The organism is Halopseudomonas salegens (assembly GCF_900105655.1).
In the GTDB taxonomy this organism is placed as follows: domain Bacteria; phylum Pseudomonadota; class Gammaproteobacteria; order Pseudomonadales; family Pseudomonadaceae; genus Halopseudomonas; species Halopseudomonas salegens.
Genome location: NZ_LT629787.1, coordinates 1,943,890 through 1,960,681, shown reverse-complemented (window position 1 = coordinate 1,960,681; position 16,792 = coordinate 1,943,890). Strand labels below are relative to the sequence as shown.

The 16,792-nt window shown below is 56.8% G+C and carries 13 protein-coding genes; 6 read left to right on the top strand and 7 right to left on the bottom strand.

Features of this window, described 5'->3' with window-relative positions; translation table 11 throughout:
- Positions 1-2 precede the first annotated feature (2 nt).
- Together BLU07_RS08800 and BLU07_RS08795 are read right to left on the bottom strand one after the other, a co-directional pair.
- Positions 3-2,147: an FAD-dependent oxidoreductase gene (locus BLU07_RS08800; RefSeq protein ID WP_092386100.1), complete on the bottom strand. Its 2,145-nt coding sequence runs from the start codon at positions 2,145-2,147 to the stop codon at positions 3-5.
- 8 nt (positions 2,148-2,155) lie between these two features.
- Complete coding sequence (locus BLU07_RS08795) at positions 2,156-2,623, bottom strand: DUF1499 domain-containing protein (protein WP_197674989.1); 468 nt, start codon at positions 2,621-2,623, stop codon at positions 2,156-2,158.
- 108 nt (positions 2,624-2,731) lie between these two features.
- Between BLU07_RS08795 and BLU07_RS08790 the strand changes: the two genes are divergently transcribed.
- Entirely contained in the window at positions 2,732-3,202 is a 471-nt protein-coding gene (locus tag BLU07_RS08790) for a MarR family winged helix-turn-helix transcriptional regulator (protein WP_092386098.1), read from the top strand.
- A gap of 29 nt (positions 3,203-3,231) precedes the next feature.
- On the opposite strand, the gene arsS is transcribed toward BLU07_RS08790, so the two are convergent.
- Positions 3,232-4,197 (bottom strand): arsenosugar biosynthesis radical SAM (seleno)protein ArsS, encoded by a 966-nt coding sequence (arsS, locus tag BLU07_RS08785; protein ID WP_092386096.1) that lies wholly within the window; start codon positions 4,195-4,197, stop codon positions 3,232-3,234.
- Between the two features lie 159 nt (positions 4,198-4,356).
- Between arsS and BLU07_RS08780 the strand changes: the two genes are divergently transcribed.
- Entirely contained in the window at positions 4,357-5,199 is an 843-nt protein-coding gene (locus BLU07_RS08780) for a class I SAM-dependent methyltransferase (RefSeq protein ID WP_092386094.1), read from the top strand.
- Here the strand turns inward: BLU07_RS08780 and BLU07_RS08775 are convergent.
- Positions 5,189-6,244, bottom strand: a complete 1,056-nt coding sequence (locus tag BLU07_RS08775; RefSeq protein WP_092386092.1) for a helix-turn-helix domain-containing protein — start codon at positions 6,242-6,244, stop codon at positions 5,189-5,191. The genes BLU07_RS08780 and BLU07_RS08775 overlap by 11 nt on opposite strands.
- Positions 6,245-6,513: 269 nt before the next feature.
- On the opposite strand from BLU07_RS08775, the gene BLU07_RS08770 reads away from it, so the two are divergent.
- Both BLU07_RS08770 and BLU07_RS08765 read left to right on the top strand, forming a co-directional pair.
- Positions 6,514-8,439, top strand: a complete 1,926-nt coding sequence (locus tag BLU07_RS08770; protein WP_092386090.1) for a DUF1302 domain-containing protein — start codon at positions 6,514-6,516, stop codon at positions 8,437-8,439.
- A gap of 23 nt (positions 8,440-8,462) precedes the next feature.
- Positions 8,463-9,824: a DUF1329 domain-containing protein gene (locus tag BLU07_RS08765; RefSeq protein ID WP_092386088.1), complete on the top strand. Its 1,362-nt coding sequence runs from the start codon at positions 8,463-8,465 to the stop codon at positions 9,822-9,824.
- A 96-nt stretch (positions 9,825-9,920) separates the two neighbouring features.
- On the opposite strand, the gene BLU07_RS08760 is transcribed toward BLU07_RS08765, so the two are convergent.
- Positions 9,921-10,964 (bottom strand): helix-turn-helix domain-containing protein, encoded by a 1,044-nt coding sequence (locus BLU07_RS08760; protein ID WP_172830106.1) that lies wholly within the window; start codon positions 10,962-10,964, stop codon positions 9,921-9,923.
- A gap of 271 nt (positions 10,965-11,235) precedes the next feature.
- On the opposite strand from BLU07_RS08760, the gene BLU07_RS08755 reads away from it, so the two are divergent.
- Together BLU07_RS08755 and BLU07_RS08750 are read left to right on the top strand one after the other, a co-directional pair.
- Positions 11,236-13,161: a DUF1302 domain-containing protein gene (locus tag BLU07_RS08755; RefSeq protein WP_092386084.1), complete on the top strand. Its 1,926-nt coding sequence runs from the start codon at positions 11,236-11,238 to the stop codon at positions 13,159-13,161.
- Positions 13,162-13,184: 23 nt separating this feature from the next.
- Positions 13,185-14,546 (top strand): DUF1329 domain-containing protein, encoded by a 1,362-nt coding sequence (locus BLU07_RS08750; RefSeq protein WP_092386082.1) that lies wholly within the window; start codon positions 13,185-13,187, stop codon positions 14,544-14,546.
- 228 nt (positions 14,547-14,774) lie between these two features.
- On the opposite strand, the gene fabB is transcribed toward BLU07_RS08750, so the two are convergent.
- Both fabB and fabA read right to left on the bottom strand, forming a co-directional pair.
- A complete protein-coding gene (gene fabB / locus BLU07_RS08745) occupies positions 14,775-15,989 on the bottom strand; it encodes a beta-ketoacyl-ACP synthase I (protein WP_092386080.1) in 1,215 nt (404 codons plus the stop codon).
- An 11-nt stretch (positions 15,990-16,000) separates the two neighbouring features.
- Complete coding sequence (gene fabA / locus BLU07_RS08740; protein WP_092386078.1) at positions 16,001-16,516, bottom strand: 3-hydroxyacyl-[acyl-carrier-protein] dehydratase FabA; 516 nt, start codon at positions 16,514-16,516, stop codon at positions 16,001-16,003.
- Positions 16,517-16,792 lie beyond the last annotated feature (276 nt).

The following is a 16,792-nucleotide window of genomic DNA, read 5'->3' as shown; positions in this document are numbered from 1 at the left end:
GCTCAACTGCCCAGGCGCCAGCGATGATAGCGGGCCACCCAGCGCAGGACCCCCTGGGGTGCATGGGCCTTTTTCCATTCGCCGGCAGCGAACTTGTTGGCCTCAGCCAGGGTCGGGTAGCTGTGGATAGTGCCAAGAATCTTGTTCAGCCCCAGATTGTGCTTCATGGCGAACACATATTCGGCGAGCAATTCCCCGGCATGCGCACCGACAATGGTCACGCCCAGAATCTGGTCCTTGCCCGGCTTGGTCAGTACCTTGACGAAGCCGTGGGCACTGTTGTCGGCGATCGCCCGGTCCAGGTCGTCAATGCCGTAGCGAGTGACTTCAAAGGCAACGTCCTGTTCATTGGCTTCGCTTTCGGTCAGGCCCACCGTGGCCACTTCCGGCTCGGTAAAGGTCACCCGCGGGATGACCCGATAATCCACCTTGAAGCCTTTCAGGCTGCCGAACAGGGCATTGACGGCGGCATACCAGGCCTGGTGTGCAGCGACATGGGTGAACTGGTAGGGGCCGGTAACATCACCCACGGCAAAGATGTTCGGGTAACGGGTGGCCAGATATTCGTTGGTGGCCAGGGTGCCGTTTTCCCGCAGTTCAAGTCCCAGGTTCTCTGCGCCGTAACCGCTGGTGTTGGCCTTGCGGCCGACAGCGACCAGCAGGGTATCGAACTCGATCTGACGGGTTTCATCGGTCGCCAGGTTGCGTACGCTGATCCGGTAGCTGCCGTTCTCGGCACTGAAGGCTTCTGCGGCATGTTCCAGATGCAGCTCGACGCCATCCGCGCGCAGGCTGTTCTCCACCAGCTCGCGGGTATCGCTGTCTTCACGCGGCAAGACGCAATTATTGCGTTCCAGCTGAATCACCTGGCTGCCGAGACGCTGGAAGGCCTGGGACAGCTCACAGCCAATCGGGCCGCCGCCCAGAACCAGCAGACGTCTGGGCTGTTCACGCAGCGACCAGATGCTGTCTGAAGTATAGCAAGGCACTTGATCGATGCCGGGTAGATCAGGAATGAATGGCTGCGCCCCGGCGGCAATAATGATGTTGCGTGTGGTCAGGGTCTTGCCGTTGACTTCAACCTGCCAGGGCGAGGTGATAGTGGCTTCGCCCTGGATGACGTCCACGCCCAGCCCGGTGTAGCGTTCCACCGAGTCGTGGGGCTCGATATCCGCGATCACCCGCTGAATTCGTTCCATCACGGCGGCAAAATCAACCTGCGGTTCACCCGCCGAGATGCCCAGCTGTTTGGCCTGGCGAATATCATGGGCCAGGCGGGCGCTGCGTATCAGTGCCTTGCTGGGCACACAGCCGGTATTCAGGCAATCGCCACCCATGGCATGCTTTTCGATCAGGCTGACGTTGGCTTTGACCGCAGCGGCGATATAGGCGCTGACCAGGCCGCCACTGCCGGCGCCAATCACCACCAGGTTGCGATCAAACACCTTGGGTTTGTTCCAGCCGCGATAGACCTTGAGTGCCTGTACGACATTGAGCAACTTGCGCGCAATCAAGGGAAAAAGACCCAGCAACACGAAGGCGCCAATCAAACCGGGGGACAGAATGCCGCCCAGTGTATCCACCTGGCTGAGTTCACGCCCGGCGTTTACGTAGACCACGGTGCCCGGCAGCATGCCAACCTGGGTGATCCACCAGTAGGTGCGGGTCTTCAGCCGGGTCAGCCCCATCGCCAGATTGATCAGAAAGAAGGGGAAAGCCGGTACCAGGCGCAGGGCGAACAGATAAAAACCGCCTTCACGCTCGACGCCCTGATCAATACGATCCAGCTTGCGGCCAAATCTGGCCTTGACCCAGTCACGCAAGAGAAAACGGCTGATCAGCATGGCCAGAGTGGCGCCCAGAGTGGAAGCAAAGGACACCAGCAATAGCCCCCAGCCAAGGCCAAAGAGCGCACCACCGATCAATGTCATCAAGGCTGCGCCGGGTAGCGAGACAGCAGTGATGATGACGTAAGCGCCGAAATAGATCACCGCCGCCAGCACTGGGTAGGCACTGACCATCTGCTCCAGGCTGTGTTGCTGTGCCTTGATGGTTTCCAGGTTGAAATACTGGTTCAGTTCCAGCCCGAAAAACAGTGCAACCAGGGTGGCCAGGCCGACTAGCAGAAGAATTTTCTTGCGTGACATCAGTGACCTCAGTTTTGCTGTTCAAGATACAGGCGGGTTAATGCCTGGTGGCGTTTGCGGTTCAGGCCCATGTCAGAATGTCCGGCACGGCTGGCGGAGCGGAAGTGCACCAGCTTGGTGTCTGCATCCAGATAGAATTCGGCATCATCACGAAAGCGCATCCGCGGGGTAACAAAGACCACGCGCAGATAATTCGGTTCTTGCGTAACCACGTCGGCCTCACCGTAGCTTTGCACCGCAGCCATAATGGCCTGCATGCTGCTGCTCTGATCGTCAATAAAGGGCCAGGGCTCGACTTTTTTATCCGCGTCGCTGGTTTGGCTGGAGACGCCATTGGGTTTGCTGCTCAGGGGAGTCAGCTGGCCTTGTGTATGGCCCAGGGCAGGTACTTGCGCGTTTTGCCAATAAATGCGGACGAAAAAAGCCACGATCAGCAGCGCGAGCAGGGCAAGAATGATCAGGAGAGTTTTCAGCATGGTCGTTTTTCCATAAAATTATCTTGTGCGCAAAACAATACGCAGTGGAGGTTGACCGGTCAATAGCTTGCGCGCAAAATAAATTATTCATTACTTGCCGAGTATGCCATGTCTTTACCTACTGACGCCGTTGATCCGCTGTTGTTACAAAACCAGTTGTGCCATTCCCTGTACTCTGCGACCAACGCGCTGGTACGGGCCTATCGACCCTTGCTGGAACCGCTGGATCTGACCTATCCGCAGTACCTGGTCATGCTGGCTCTGTGGGAGGCTGATGGCGTCGCCATCAAACAGCTGGTCAGCAAAACACGTTTGGATTCAGGCACTTTGACGCCGATCCTGAAGCGACTTGAGCAAAAAGAACTGATCGAACGGCGCAAGGGCGAAACCGATGAGCGGCAATGGTTGATGTGCCTGACTGCGGTCGGGCGTGATCTGCGACAGCAGGCTGAAGATATACCCCACCGCTTGTGGTGTATGGCCGATATGGAGCTGGAACAGGCGCGCGCGTTGAAGTCTGCGGCAGAAGAGCTGTATCGGCAGATACGAGCGCGCGAAGAGCAGCCAAAGACGACCTGACGCTGAGGCGTCCGTTGCGGAAACTCCGCTTATGTACCCAATGCACCGCCGCAGCTCGACCCCTGGCCTGCGGTACAGGCAAAACAATGATCACGGGTCGCTATCGGTCGGCCTTGCAATCGGGCTGCGAGCAAATCGCGCAAATGGCTACGATCACGTGCGAGGGTGGGCATGGGTAGATCGAGCATCTGGTTGAAATCACAGTCATACAGATAGCCCTGCCAGTCGACACTGACGGTGTTGCGGCACATCAGTCCTGGCAGGTTGTCGCTGCTGAAGTTGTCCTTTAGCAGGGTCATGTAGGTATTGAACTGACCCTTGCTCACCAGCGTGCTGCCAAAACGGGCAATCGGCTGGTTGGTGATAGTGTGCAACTGATTGAAGACAATGCCGAAATCTTCCCACAGGTGTTGCTGGTAATCGGCCTGCAAGGCCTGCTGGGGAGGTGGCAGACTGGGACCTTGCGGGTTGTAGACAAGGTTGAGTTCCAGGCCGCTATCCGGCTGTCCGTAACCCAGGGCGTTGAGCTGGCGCAGTCCCTGTATGCTGCGTTCGAATACGCCGTCTCCACGTTGCTGATCAACATTGTCCCGCGAATAACAGGGTAGGGAGGCAGACACCTGAACGCCTTGTTCGGCGAGAAATTCGGCCAGATCGGCATAGCCCGGTTCGCTGAGAATGGTCAGGTTGCAGCGATCAATGACCTCCAGCCCCTCTTCGCGGGCATGGGCAACGATGTCACGGAAGCGAGGGTGCATTTCCGGCGCGCCACCCGTCAGGTCCAGGGCCTGTACCGCGTGGCTGTCAATCACTGCATACAGTAGCTGGATTACCTCGTCGGACATGCTTTCCGTGCGCGTCGGGCCAGCGTTGACATGACAGTGCAGGCAGCGCTGATTGCACAGGTAGGTCAGGTTGACCTGCAAGGTTTCCAGCTCGCGTCGTTGCAGGGCAGGGAAGTCAAGTTGATTCAGCAGGGGCAAGGTGTCGCGCACGGAATAATCCTTTGGCCGGTAACTGTATTGTTGAGATGCAACAGTTATGACTATGTTACACCTTTGTCCGGATAATGCCGGCGCTGCAATGACCTGAATGTTTCCAACTGTTAGGCTGGATTCAGATTGATTTGAAAATTCTGGAGAGGACTTTTTGCCATGTTGAGAAAGTTAGTCGGGTCGCTTGCGCTGTCATTGTCGCTGTCTGCCGTTGCCCAGCAAGACGCCGCAATGCCGCCACAGTTATCGCTGGAGCACCAGGAGGCTGTGCGGCAGGCGGTGAGTGCGGGCGGCCGCTCGATCACCAACGTAATGCGCGACGCTCATCGCAACCCTGAACAGACGCTGGCCTTCTTTGGCGTTGAGCCGGGGCATACCGTCATCGAAGCATGGCCCGGGGAGGGCTGGTACAGTGAAATACTCGCTCCCTTGCTGCGCGAGGAAGGCAAGCTGATTGCAGCCCATTTCGATCCGCAGAGCGACAACGAATACTTTCGTGACAGTCTGGAAGACTATCAGCGTCTCATGCAACGCCCCCGCAGCAAGCTCGAGGGTGTTGAGCTGAGTGTGCTGAATTACGACCCGCAGCAGCCGATTGCCGAGCCCGAGTCCGCCGATCGGGTGCTGACTTTCCGTAATGTGCATAACTGGCTGGCCGCAGGTGAAGAGCAGGCGCAAATTGTTTTCAACAAGTTTTATGCTGCACTCAAGCCTGGCGGCAAGCTGGGTGTGGTGGAGCACCGTGCTCGCGTCGGAACCAGCCTGGAACAGATGGTCGAAACCGGTTATGTGGCAGAGGAACTGATTATTGCCATGGCCGAAGAGGCCGGCTTTGAGTTGTTGTCGCGCAGCCCGGTCAATCAGAATCCACAGGATAATACCGATCACCCCGAAGGGGTCTGGACCTTGCCGCCAACCCTGCGCCTTGGCGATGAAAACCGTGCACAGTATTTGTCGATCGGTGAAAGTGATCGCATGACCCTGTTGTTCATCAAGCACTGAGCCGGCGCTTGCCCCCAGCCTGCTGCCGCCGGTAGCCGGTTGGGCTCATATCCGTCCAGCGGCGGAAGGCCCGGGTAAAGCTGCTTGGGTCGAGAAAACCGAGTTCATAGGCGATTTCGGTCAGCGACAGTCCATGGTCAGCAATCAGTCGCAATGCGTTGTCGCGGCGAACCTCGTCAACCAGCTGTTCGTAGGTCGTGCCGTGCTGGTTGAGTTTTCGCCGCAAATGCCGCGGGCTGATTTTCATCGGTTCGGCAATGGCTTTTTCCGATATCTCGCCTGAGCTCATCAGGGTCAAAATACGCTTTTTTACCTGCTCGATCAGGCTAATGGTTGGCGTATGCGCCAACATGTTGCCCAGGGTGTCATGCATGCCATTGAGCAGTATATCGTCTGCGCCGCTGAGTGGAATCTCCAGCGCTGCGCGTGGCAGGCTGATACGACAATAATCGGTGGTCGCCTGCAGTGAATGCTGCAACAGTTTTTCTGCTTCAGCATGAACGTGCTTTTCCAGTGGCATCTCAATACGCAATTGTGCCGGGCGATGTTCGTGCAACTCTTCAAGCAATCGGACGATATATCCCAACATGGCATGAAGATGCTGTTGGTGAGGCTGTCCGATCGGTAGCAGTATCAGCTGAGCTTGTTGCTCGTCAGTGTGGATGTCCAGCCGCGCCTGATTGGTCAGTAACGGTAGATAGCGGCTCAGGATATCCAGCGCGGCGCCGAGGTGGGTAGATGCTCTGGCCGCCAAAGCAACGGCTTGCAAGGGGGTCGGAAGTTGCTGTTGCATGAGCCGGAGGCCAAACAAGGGCTCATTGCTGATAGACACCGCCTCGCTCCAGAGCATGGAGCACGTATCCTGGCTCAGGCGGTCTGTTGCACTGCGCGGAGTCTGACTGAATGGCCGGGAGGATGATGAGTCATCCAGAGAGCAGTGGTAGCAAGCCAGCCCGAGGTTGATGAGAGTCAGCCAGCAGGCATGTTCCTGCGGTGCGGCGCTAGACTCCCTGCTCGTCCTGATCAAAGGGGAAGTCGCAGTCATGTCACGTTTCTTCTTTTAAGCTCATTATGTCCTGTCCGGCTAGTTGTACGGCATTTCCGATGTCCCGTCCAGCCAAGAGAACAGGGGTATTCATTGTCTGAATGGTGGGTCTGCCCTTGAAATAGAGGCGTTAAGCTTTTTCCTGGGCGTGTCCTCTCAGGTAAAGAGTAAGGTCCGCCTGAGACAGGTAAAACTCTTGTCTCTGTTGCAGACTAGGCGCGTCCTGTTCACTTGTGCGCAGGTACTAGTCAATTAAACGGAGCAGCACAATGACAAAAAAAATGCACGCCTGGCAGCTTGCTGCATTGCCTTTGGCAATCAGTCTGGCCAGCTTCTCAGGAACCGCCAACGCAGTCGCTTTCGATATCGGTGATGTGCGTGGTCAGTTTGACTCGCAATTGTCGATTGGCATGAGCATGTCCACGGAAGATGCGGACGATCGGTTCATCGATTACCGCACGCCAGGCCAGAATGGCCAGGCCGTAGCCCGCACCTCGGATGACGGCCGCCTGAACTACGAGAAGGGTGACATCTTCTCCAAGATTGTTCGCGGTACTCATGACCTGTCGCTGACCTACGAGAACTCCGGTGCCTTCTTCCGCGGCAAGTACTGGTACGATTTCGAAACCAAAGACGGCAGCCAGCGTTTTTACGATATCGATGATGCCGGCCGTCACCCGTTGACCAAGGCTTCCGGTATCTATCTGCTGGATGCGTTCGTTTATCACAACTATTTCATCGGCAACAACCCGGGCAACATCCGTCTCGGTCGCCAGGTTGTCAGCTGGGGTGAAAGTACTTTCATCCAGAACTCCATCAACAGCATCAACCCGATCGACGTAGCCGCCTTGCGTCGCCCTGGTGCAGAACTCAAGGAAGGCCTGATTCCGGTGGAAATGCTCTACCTGAACCAGGGTCTGACCGCCAACCTGAGCATGGAGGCCTTCTATCAGCTGAAGTGGGCGCCTTCAGTTCTGGATAACTGCGGTACTTTCTGGGGTGCCGACACCCTGGCCAAGGGCTGTAATGACCGCCTGGTCGTCGCGGGTTCCGACTATCCGCAGGGTGAGCCCAACGCTGCTCTGGCTGGACTGGGCAATGCGCCCTACATCGTTCGCGCGCGCAAAGACAAGGATGCCAGTGATGATGGCCAGTGGGGTGTGGCCTTCCGTTATTTCGCGCCTCAGCTGAATGACACCGAGTTCGGCTTCTATGCCATGAACTACCATAGCCGTGCACCTTTCTACTCCAGCATTGCCGGCCGTGTTCTGGGTCAGAATGCCCTGGTTGGTGCCGGCGCCCTGCCGCCTGCCATCTTTGGCTCCACCCTGGCTCCGGTACAAGGGGTTGATGGTGCCATGGGTCCGGCGGGTTACTTCTTCGAGTACCCGGAAGATATCCGTCTGTATGGCGTCAGCTTCCAGACCAACCTGGGTGGTACCTCGGTGGGTGGTGAAATCAGCTACCGTCCGAACATGCCGATGCAGATCAGCTCCGGTGACCAGAGCCGTACCGCACTGCTGGCCGCGGGCATTCCGCTGGATGGCATTGGTGTACCGGGTGGTGTAGCCGTGGTTCCGGGTAGCGACAATACCCACCGTGGCCTGGAAGGTCAGGTCAACCCCGGCGACTACATTCAGGGTTATGTACGCAAGGAATTCTGGCAGGCGCAGGTAACCGCCATTCACTTTATCGAGCGTGTGATGGGTGCCAGCCGCCTGTCGCTGGTGGGTGAAGTGGGTGTCAACCACATCGGTGGCCTGGGTGATACCACCAAGTTCGGTCGTGACTCGCTGTTTGGTCAGAGCCCTTACGTGGCTGGTGATACCGGCGCTGAAGGCACCTGTGCCTCGGTCGATGCGGCCAGCCTGACCGGTGGCAACCGGGCGTTGAGCTGGTGTGAGAACGATGGTTTCTACACCGACTGGTCCTGGGGCTACCGGGTCCGTGCAGCGCTGGATTACAGCAACGTGTTCCGCGGTGTGAACTTGAGCCCGAGCATTGCCTGGTCGCATGATGTTGACGGTTATGGTCCGAACTTCAACGAAGATGCCAAATCAGTCAGCCTGGCGCTGAATGCTGATTACGCGAACAAATACAACGCCAGTATCAGCTACACCTCGTACTTCGATGGTAAGTACAACACCAACGTTGACCGTGACTTTGCATCTGTCAGCTTCAGCGTAAGCTTCTAATACTGGCCATTGGAGAAAACAATATGCGTAAACAAATGACTCTGCTGGGTGCCGGTGGTCTGGCGCTTAGTTTGCTCGCCACCAGCGTTATGGCGCAGCAGCCCGACTATAGCCGCCTGGGTGCTGACCTGACGCCGGTCGGTGCCGAGCGTGCCGGCAATGCCGCGGGCACCATTCCCGAGTGGACTGGTGGTCTGGATAGCGATGCCGGTCGGCTTCTGGAGGATGGCTTTGCGGTCAATCCGTACGAGGGCGAGCAGCCCGAGTTTGTGATTACCGCGCAAAACTACCAGGACTACAGCGACAACCTGACCCCCGGTCAGATCGCCCTGTTCGAGCGTTATCCGGAAACCTTCCAGATGCCGGTGTATCAGTCACATCGCAGCATCGGTTATTCGCAGGATGTGTATGACCAGGTCCAGCGTATGGCCGGTCAGGCGCAGCTGGTGAATAACGGTGACGGCATCACCAACTTCCCGCACGGTACCTTTGCCTTCCCGATTCCGCAGAGCGGCGTGGAAGTGGTATGGAACCACAACACCCGTTATCGCAAGAACGTGCATCGTTTCTACATGCAGGCGATGCCGCAGGTGAACGGTTCCTACACCCTGATCAAGCTGGAAGAGGAAGTCGGTTATCCGAACCAGATGGCGGATGTGGATCACGAGTCCATTCCCAACACCTTGCTGTACTTCAAGCAACGGGTGAATGCGCCGTCACGTCTGGCAGGTAACGTGTTGCTGGTCCACGATTCACTGGATCAGTTGCAGGAACCGCGTATGGCGTGGGTGTACAATGCGGGTCAGCGTCGTGTTCGTCGCGCTCCGCAGGTGGCCTATGACGGTCCGGGTACAGCGTCGGACGGCATGCGGACCTCGGACAACTTCGCCATGTACAACGGTGCCCCGGATCGTTACGACTGGGAGCTGGTGGGCAAGAAGGAAGTCTTCATTCCCTACAACAGCTACAAGCTGACCGAGCGTGGTCTGCCGTACGAGGATGTGTTGCAGGCGGGTCATATCAACCCGGAACACACCCGTTTCGAGCTGCATCGCGTGTGGGAAGTGCAGGGTACGGTCAAGGATGGTCAACGCCATATTTACGCCCAGCGTAACTTCTTTATGGACGAAGACTCCTGGCTGATCACCCTGGCCGATCACTACGACGGTCGTGGCACTCTGTGGCGCGTAGGTGAAGGCCACATTGCGCACAACTATCACGAGAAGATCCCGGGGTATGCAATTGAAACCCTGTATGATCTGATCGCTGGTCGTTACATCGCTCTGGGTATGTACACCGAAGAGCGTGCGGCGCCGAACTTTGATTACACGCCGAGTTACAACCAGTTCACGCCGGCCGCACTGCGCGCATCCGGGGTACGTTGATTGGTGTCAGTCACAAGCTGACGGGTCAGGGATGACCACAAAAAAGGGGGAGCTTCGGCTCCCCCTTTTTTATTCAGGACTGTGACGGGTTGTCCCCTAGGACGCAGCCCGATCTTTCAGGGCATTATCCTTGAACGCCGTCGGGCTCATCCCGGTCCAGCGGCGGAAGGCGCGAGTAAAGCTGCTCGGGTCCAGAAAACCCAGCTCGTAGGCAATCCGTCCCAGGCTCAGACGCGCTTCTCGAATCAGTCGAATGGCTATTTCCATCCGTACTTCGTCCAGCAAGCGCTCATAGGTGGTTTGCACGGCACTCAACTTGCGACGCAAATGCCGTGGGCTCATATTGAAAGGCGCCGCCACCAGCTCTTCATTGACTTCGCGCTCGCCTATCAGCTGCCGAATGCGCTGCTTGACCTGCTCGGCAAAGTCCACATTGGGCAGTTCACTGAGCATGTCTTCCAGTGAGGTATCCAGTCGTCGCAACAAAAAATCATCAGCACTGCTCAGAGGTTCGCGAAGTGCCTGGTGGTTGAAACGCACGGCAATGCGTTTGCTGCCGGTGCGCACCTTGCAACCGAGGGCTTGCTCGTATAGTGGTCGATTGCGATCACTGTCCTGGGGCAGACGGGTTTCCATCACCAGAGGCAATTTTTCCGGGGTGATCGCACGCCAGATTTTCTCGCATTGGCTGATCAATGCCTCGATATGCATGGCGTGCGGGTTGCCCTTGGGTTGCAGATAGAGCGTCAGGTATTGCTCATCTTCGGTGGTATACAGTTGGGCTTGAGTGCTGAAGATCGGGAAAAAATGAATGATACGCTCAATGGCGTCACCCGCTGTTGCGCTGGAAGAGGCGGCAAGAATCAATACCTTCAGGGTATTGCCGCAGGTCATTTGCCCCATATGCAGGCCAAAATGCGGATCACCGGTCAACTCCATGGCCGCCTGCCAGAGCTGATTCATCTGCGCCTGACTGACTTTGGTGGCCGTCAGATTGTCAGCGCTGCACAATGACTGCAGGTGATCGGGCAGTTGTTCCGGTGACTTGTCGCAGTAGGACAAGGCCTTGTAAATCCCCTGAACCCAAAAAGCTCTTTCCTGCAAGCGCTGGCAGGCAAGCGGTGACGTCGATTGAGTCATACTGCATTCTCTTCGTTTTTTCTTGTTTTGTGCGGCTGGAGTCACGCCGCTTTGAAACATAACGTAAAGGATTTCGCTACATTGTGCAAAACAATGCAACACTGAATCCTGATTATGCATTTATCCTATTCAAATGGTGAATGTCCCGTCGGGTCAACTAATTGGTCCGAATCAGTCAAATCATTTTTCTGCGTCGTGACAGACTTGGTCCCGATCCCAGACGCCTTGGCTGGCGCTGGGCTCCACAGATCTAATCTAACGGAGCAGCACAATGACAAAAAAAATGCATGCTTGGCAGCTTGCTGCATTGCCTCTGGCAATCAGTCTGGCCAGCTTCTCAGGAACCGCCAACGCAGTAGATTTCAACATCGGTGATGTGCGTGGTCAGTTTGACTCGCAATTGTCGATTGGTGTGAGCATGTCCATGGAAGATGCGGACGATCGGTTCATCGATTACCGTACTCCGGGCGAAAATGGCCAGGCCGTAGCCCGCACCTCGGATGACGGCCGCCTGAACTACGATAAGGGTGATATTTTCTCCAAGATCGTTCGTGGTACTCATGACCTCTCGCTGACCTACGAGAACTCTGGTGCCTTTTTCCGCGGCAAGTACTGGTACGATTTCGAAACCAAAGACGGTAGCCAGCGTTTTTACGATATCGATGATGCCGGCCGTCACCCGTTGACCAAGGCTTCCGGTATCTATCTGCTGGATGCGTTCGTTTATCACAACTATTTCATCGGCAACAACCCGGGCAACATCCGTCTCGGTCGCCAGGTTGTCAGCTGGGGTGAAAGTACTTTCATCCAGAACTCCATCAACAGCATCAACCCGATCGACGTAGCCGCCTTGCGTCGCCCTGGTGCAGAACTCAAGGAAGGCCTGATTCCGGTGGAAATGCTCTACCTGAACCAGGGTCTGACCGCCAACCTGAGCATGGAGGCCTTCTATCAGCTGAAGTGGGCGCCTTCAGTTCTGGATAACTGCGGTACTTTCTGGGGTGCCGACACCCTGGCCAAGGGCTGTAATGACCGCCTGGTCGTCGCGGGTCCCGACTATCCGCAGGGTGAGCCTACGAATGCCTTGGCCGGATTGGGCAATGCGTCGTACATCGTTCGCGCGCGCAAAGACAAGGATGCCAGTGATGATGGTCAGTGGGGTGTCGCCTTCCGTTATTTCGCGCCTCAGCTGAATGACACCGAGTTCGGCTTCTACGCCATGAACTACCACAGCCGTGCACCTTTCTACTCCAGCATTGCCGGTCGTGTTCTGGGCCAGAATGCCCTGGTCGGTGCCGGCGCTCTGCCGCCTGCCATCTTCGGCTCTACCCTGGCTCCGGTACAGGGGATTGATGGCGCCGTGGGTCCGGCGGGTTACTTCTTCGAATACCCGGAAGACATCCGTCTGTATGGCGTCAGCTTCCAGACCAATCTGGGTGGTACTTCGTTGGGTGGTGAAATCAGCTACCGTCCGAACATGCCGATGCAGATCAACTCCGGTGACCAGAGCCGTACCGCACTGCTGGCCGCGGGCATTCCGCTGGATGGCATTGGTGTACCGGGTGGTGTAGCCGTGGTTCCGGGTAGTGACAATACCCACCGTGGCCTGGAAGGTCAGGTCAACCCCGGCGATTACATCCAGGGTTATGTACGCAAGGAGTTCTGGCAGGCGCAGGTAACCGCCATTCACTTTATCGAGCGTGTGATGGGTGCCAGTCGTCTGGCCCTGGTAGGTGAAGTGGGTGTCAACCACATCGGTGGCCTGGGTGATACCACCAAGTTCGGCCGTGATTCGCTGTTTGGTCAGAGCCCCTACGTGGCTGGTGATACCGGCGCTCAAGGCACCTGTGCCTCGGTCGATGCGGATAGCCTGACCGGTGGCAACCGGGCGTTGAGCTGGTGTGAGAACGATGGTTTCTACACCGACTGGTCCTGGGGTTACCGGGTACGCGCGGCGCTCAATTACAGCAACGTATTCCGCGGTGTGAACCTGAGCCCGAGCATTGCCTGGTCGCATGATGTTGACGGTTATGGTCCGAACTTCAACGAAGATGCCAAATCAGTCAGCCTGGCGCTGAATGCTGATTACGCGAACAAATACAACGCCAGTATCAGCTACACCTCGTACTTCGATGGTAAGTACAACACCAACGTTGATCGTGACTTTGCATCTGTCAGCTTCAGCGTAAGCTTCTAATACTGGCCATTGGAGAAAACAATATGCGTAAACAAATGACTCTGCTGGGTGCTGGTGGTCTGGCGCTTAGCTTGCTCGCCACCAGCGTCATGGCGCAGCAGCCCGACTATAGCCGCCTGGGTGCTGATCTGACCCCGGTCGGTGCCGAGCGTGCCGGCAATGCTGCGGGCACCATTCCAGAGTGGACTGGTGGTCTGGATAGCGATGCCGGTCGGCTTCTGGAGGATGGCTTTGCGGTCAATCCGTACGAGGGCGAGCAGCCCGAGTTTGTGATTACCGCGCAAAACTACCAGGACTACAGCGACAACCTGACCCCCGGTCAGATCGCCCTGTTCGAGCGTTATCCGGAAACCTTCCAGATGCCGGTGTATCAGTCACATCGCAGCATCGGTTATTCGCAGGATGTGTATGACCAGGTCCAGCGTATGGCCGGTCAGGCGCAACTGGTGAATAACGGTGACGGCATCACCAACTTCCCGCACGGTACCTTTGCCTTCCCGATTCCGCAGAGCGGCGTGGAAGTGGTATGGAACCACAACACCCGTTATCGCAAGAACGTGCACCGCTTCTACATGCAGGCGATGCCGCAGGTGAACGGTTCCTACACGCTGATCAAGCTGGAAGAGGAAGTCGGTTATCCGAACCAGATGGCGGATGTGGATCACGAGTCCATTCCCAACACCTTGCTGTACTTCAAGCAACGGGTGAATGCGCCGTCACGTCTGGCAGGTAACGTGTTGCTGGTCCACGATTCACTGGATCAGTTGCAGGAACCGCGTATGGCGTGGGTGTACAATGCGGGTCAGCGTCGTGTGCGTCGCGCTCCGCAGGTGGCCTATGACGGTCCGGGTACAGCGTCGGACGGCATGCGGACCTCGGACAACTTCGCCATGTACAACGGTGCCCCGGATCGTTACGACTGGGAGCTGATTGGCAAGAAGGAAGTCTTCATTCCCTACAACAGCTACAAGCTGACCGAGCGCGGTCTGCCGTACGCGGATGTGCTGCAAGAGGGTCATATCAACCCGGAACACACCCGTTTCGAGCTGCATCGTGTGTGGGAAGTGCAGGGTAACGTCAAGGATGGTCAACGCCATATTTACGCCCAGCGTAACTTCTTTATGGATGAAGATTCCTGGTTGCTTACCCTGGCCGATCACTACGACGGTCGTGGCACCCTGTGGCGCGTAGGTGAAGGTCACATTGCGCACAACTATCACGAGAAGATCCCGGGTTATGCAATTGAAACCCTGTATGATCTGATCGCTGGTCGTTACATCGCTCTGGGTATGTACACCGAAGAGCGTGCGGCGCCGAACTTTGATTACTCGCCGAGTTACAACCAGTTCACGCCGGCCGCACTGCGCGCCTCAGGTGTGCGTTAAGCGTTACATGCTGCTCAAATGACTATTTGAGTTTAAGGGGTACCTCCGGGTACCCCTTTTTTTGTCAGCAAAACCGTGATGGCAATCCGGAGCAGTGAAAACCCCGGCTGGGTCAGGTGGGTAATGCTCTGGACGGGGTACAAAAAAACGGGCAATCAAATGATTGCCCGTTTTGTATTGCAGCGTCAGCAGTCTTTGCTGATTGCTGAAGTGGTCAGCTTACCGTCCTTATTCGTTCCAGCGCTTGAGTACCAAGGTTGCGTTGGTACCCCCAAAACCGAAGCTGTTGGACATGACGAGATCCACGGCTTTGTCCTGGCGTTCGCGCAGGATGGGGAGGGTGCCGGCGTTGTCGTCAAGCTCTTCGATATTGGCTGATGCGCAGAGGAAATTGTCACGCATCATCAGCAGGCTGTAGATGGCTTCCTGAACGCCGGCGGCGCCCAGGCTGTGACCCGACAGGCTTTTGGTCGAGCTGATCATCGGAGCCTTGTCGCCAAACACTTCACGGATGGCTTTCAGTTCCGCGACATCACCGACTGGCGTCGAGGTGCCATGGGTGTTGAGGTACTCGATATCACCATCGACTGTGGCCAGTGCCTGATGCATGCAGCGAATGGCACCTTCACCGCTCGGGGCGACCATGTCGTAACCGTCGGACGTCGCGCCATAGCCGACCACTTCGGCATAGATTTTAGCGCCACGGGCCAAAGCGTGTTCGAGTTCTTCGACGACGACCATGCCGCCACCGCCCGCAATCACGAAACCATCACGCTTGGCATCATAGGCGCGTGAGGCTTTGTCCGGGGTTTCGTTGAACTGGGTGGAAAGCGCGCCCATGGCGTCAAACAGCATGGACAGTGACCAGTGCTCTTCTTCACCACCGCCGGCAAAGACGATGTCCTGTTTGCCGAGCTGAATCAGTTCCATCGCGTGACCAATACAATGGGCACTGGTAGCGCAGGCGCTGGAGATGGAGTAGTTGTTGCCTTTGATCTTGAACGGGGTGGCGAGACAGGCGGAGACGGTACTGCCCATGGTGCGCGGAACGCGATACGGGCCAATTTTCTTCACCCCTTTCTCACGCAGGATATCCACCGACTCCATCTGGTTGAGAGTGGACGCACCACCACTGCCGGCAATCAGGCCGGTACGAACATTGCTGACCTGATCTTCGCTCAGGTTGGCGTCGGCAATTGCCTGTTGCATGGACAGGTAGGCAAATGCAGCGGCATCACCCATGAAGCGCTTGACCTTGCGATCGATCAGCTCATCAAGATTGGCGACAACACTGCCGGAGACTTGGCTACGCAGACCCATTTCGGCGTATTCGGGATTGTGACGGATGCCAGATTTGCCGGCTTTGAGGCTGGCGGTTACGGCTTCCAGATCCTGGCCCAGGCACGACATGATGCCCATACCGGTAATTACGACGCGACGCATGGTAATTGTCCTCAGAAACTGTCGGTAGAAGTGAACAGGCCTACTCGCAAGCCCTCGGCGGAGTAGATCTCACGGCCATCGACGGCGACGCTGCCATCGGCAATGCCCAGCGTCAGCGAGCGGTTGATGGTCCGCTTGATATGAATGGTGTAAGTGACTTTCTTCGCAGTGGGCAGAACCTGGCCAAAAAACTTGACTTCACCTGAGCCCAGCGCGCGGCCACGGCCGGCATAGCCGAGCCAGCCAAGATAAAAACCGACCAGTTGCCACATGGCATCCAGACCGAGGCAGCCGGGCATGACCGGGTCACCTTCGAAATGGCAGGCAAAGAACCACAGGTCCGGGTTGATATCCAGTTCGGCAATGATTTCGCCTTTGCCGTACTTACCGCCCTTGTCGGTGATCTGCACGATGCGATCCATCATCAGCATGTTGGGGGCGGGCAATTGTGCGTTACCCGGGCCAAACATTTCACCACGGCCGCAGGCCAGCAGTTCTTCCCGGTTGTACGCATTCTGTTGTGACATGGAGTGGCTCCTGCTCTGCCCCGTTGGGGCGCTATTATTTCGGCGTTGCTTAAGCTCAGACTACCAGGGCGACCATTGGGTCACACCTTGTGGCAGCGCTGAGGATACCCTTGATCGACCTTCAGCACAAAAATTATGCCCTGAAAGCGATGGTGCTTGACGATGCAGGCATGCTAGCAGCCGCACAATGCGCATTTACCGACTGTAAACTGCACTTGATCTGTGCCGGCTGCCTTGGCGCATCCTCGCTTGCCTCACTTTCAACGCTGAGTTGCA

Excerpts from the sequence above, each read along its gene's own strand:
- BLU07_RS08760 (WP_172830106.1), bottom strand. The coding sequence starts at position 10,964 with ATGACTCAATCGACGTCACCGCTTGCCTGCCAGCGCTTGCAGGAAAGA.
- BLU07_RS08770 (WP_092386090.1), top strand. The coding sequence starts at position 6,514 with ATGACAAAAAAAATGCACGCCTGGCAGCTTGCTGCATTGCCTTTGGCA.
- BLU07_RS08755 (WP_092386084.1), top strand. The coding sequence starts at position 11,236 with ATGACAAAAAAAATGCATGCTTGGCAGCTTGCTGCATTGCCTCTGGCA.
- fabA (WP_092386078.1), bottom strand. The coding sequence starts at position 16,516 with ATGTCACAACAGAATGCGTACAACCGGGAAGAACTGCTGGCCTGCGGC.
- BLU07_RS08790 (WP_092386098.1), top strand. The coding sequence starts at position 2,732 with ATGTCTTTACCTACTGACGCCGTTGATCCGCTGTTGTTACAAAACCAG.
- BLU07_RS08795 (WP_197674989.1), bottom strand. The coding sequence starts at position 2,623 with ATGCTGAAAACTCTCCTGATCATTCTTGCCCTGCTCGCGCTGCTGATC.
- BLU07_RS08775 (WP_092386092.1), bottom strand. The coding sequence starts at position 6,244 with ATGACTGCGACTTCCCCTTTGATCAGGACGAGCAGGGAGTCTAGCGCC.
- BLU07_RS08800 (WP_092386100.1), bottom strand. The coding sequence starts at position 2,147 with ATGTCACGCAAGAAAATTCTTCTGCTAGTCGGCCTGGCCACCCTGGTT.
- BLU07_RS08765 (WP_092386088.1), top strand. The coding sequence starts at position 8,463 with ATGCGTAAACAAATGACTCTGCTGGGTGCCGGTGGTCTGGCGCTTAGT.
- BLU07_RS08780 (WP_092386094.1), top strand. The coding sequence starts at position 4,357 with ATGTTGAGAAAGTTAGTCGGGTCGCTTGCGCTGTCATTGTCGCTGTCT.
- fabB (WP_092386080.1), bottom strand. The coding sequence starts at position 15,989 with ATGCGTCGCGTCGTAATTACCGGTATGGGCATCATGTCGTGCCTGGGC.
- BLU07_RS08750 (WP_092386082.1), top strand. The coding sequence starts at position 13,185 with ATGCGTAAACAAATGACTCTGCTGGGTGCTGGTGGTCTGGCGCTTAGC.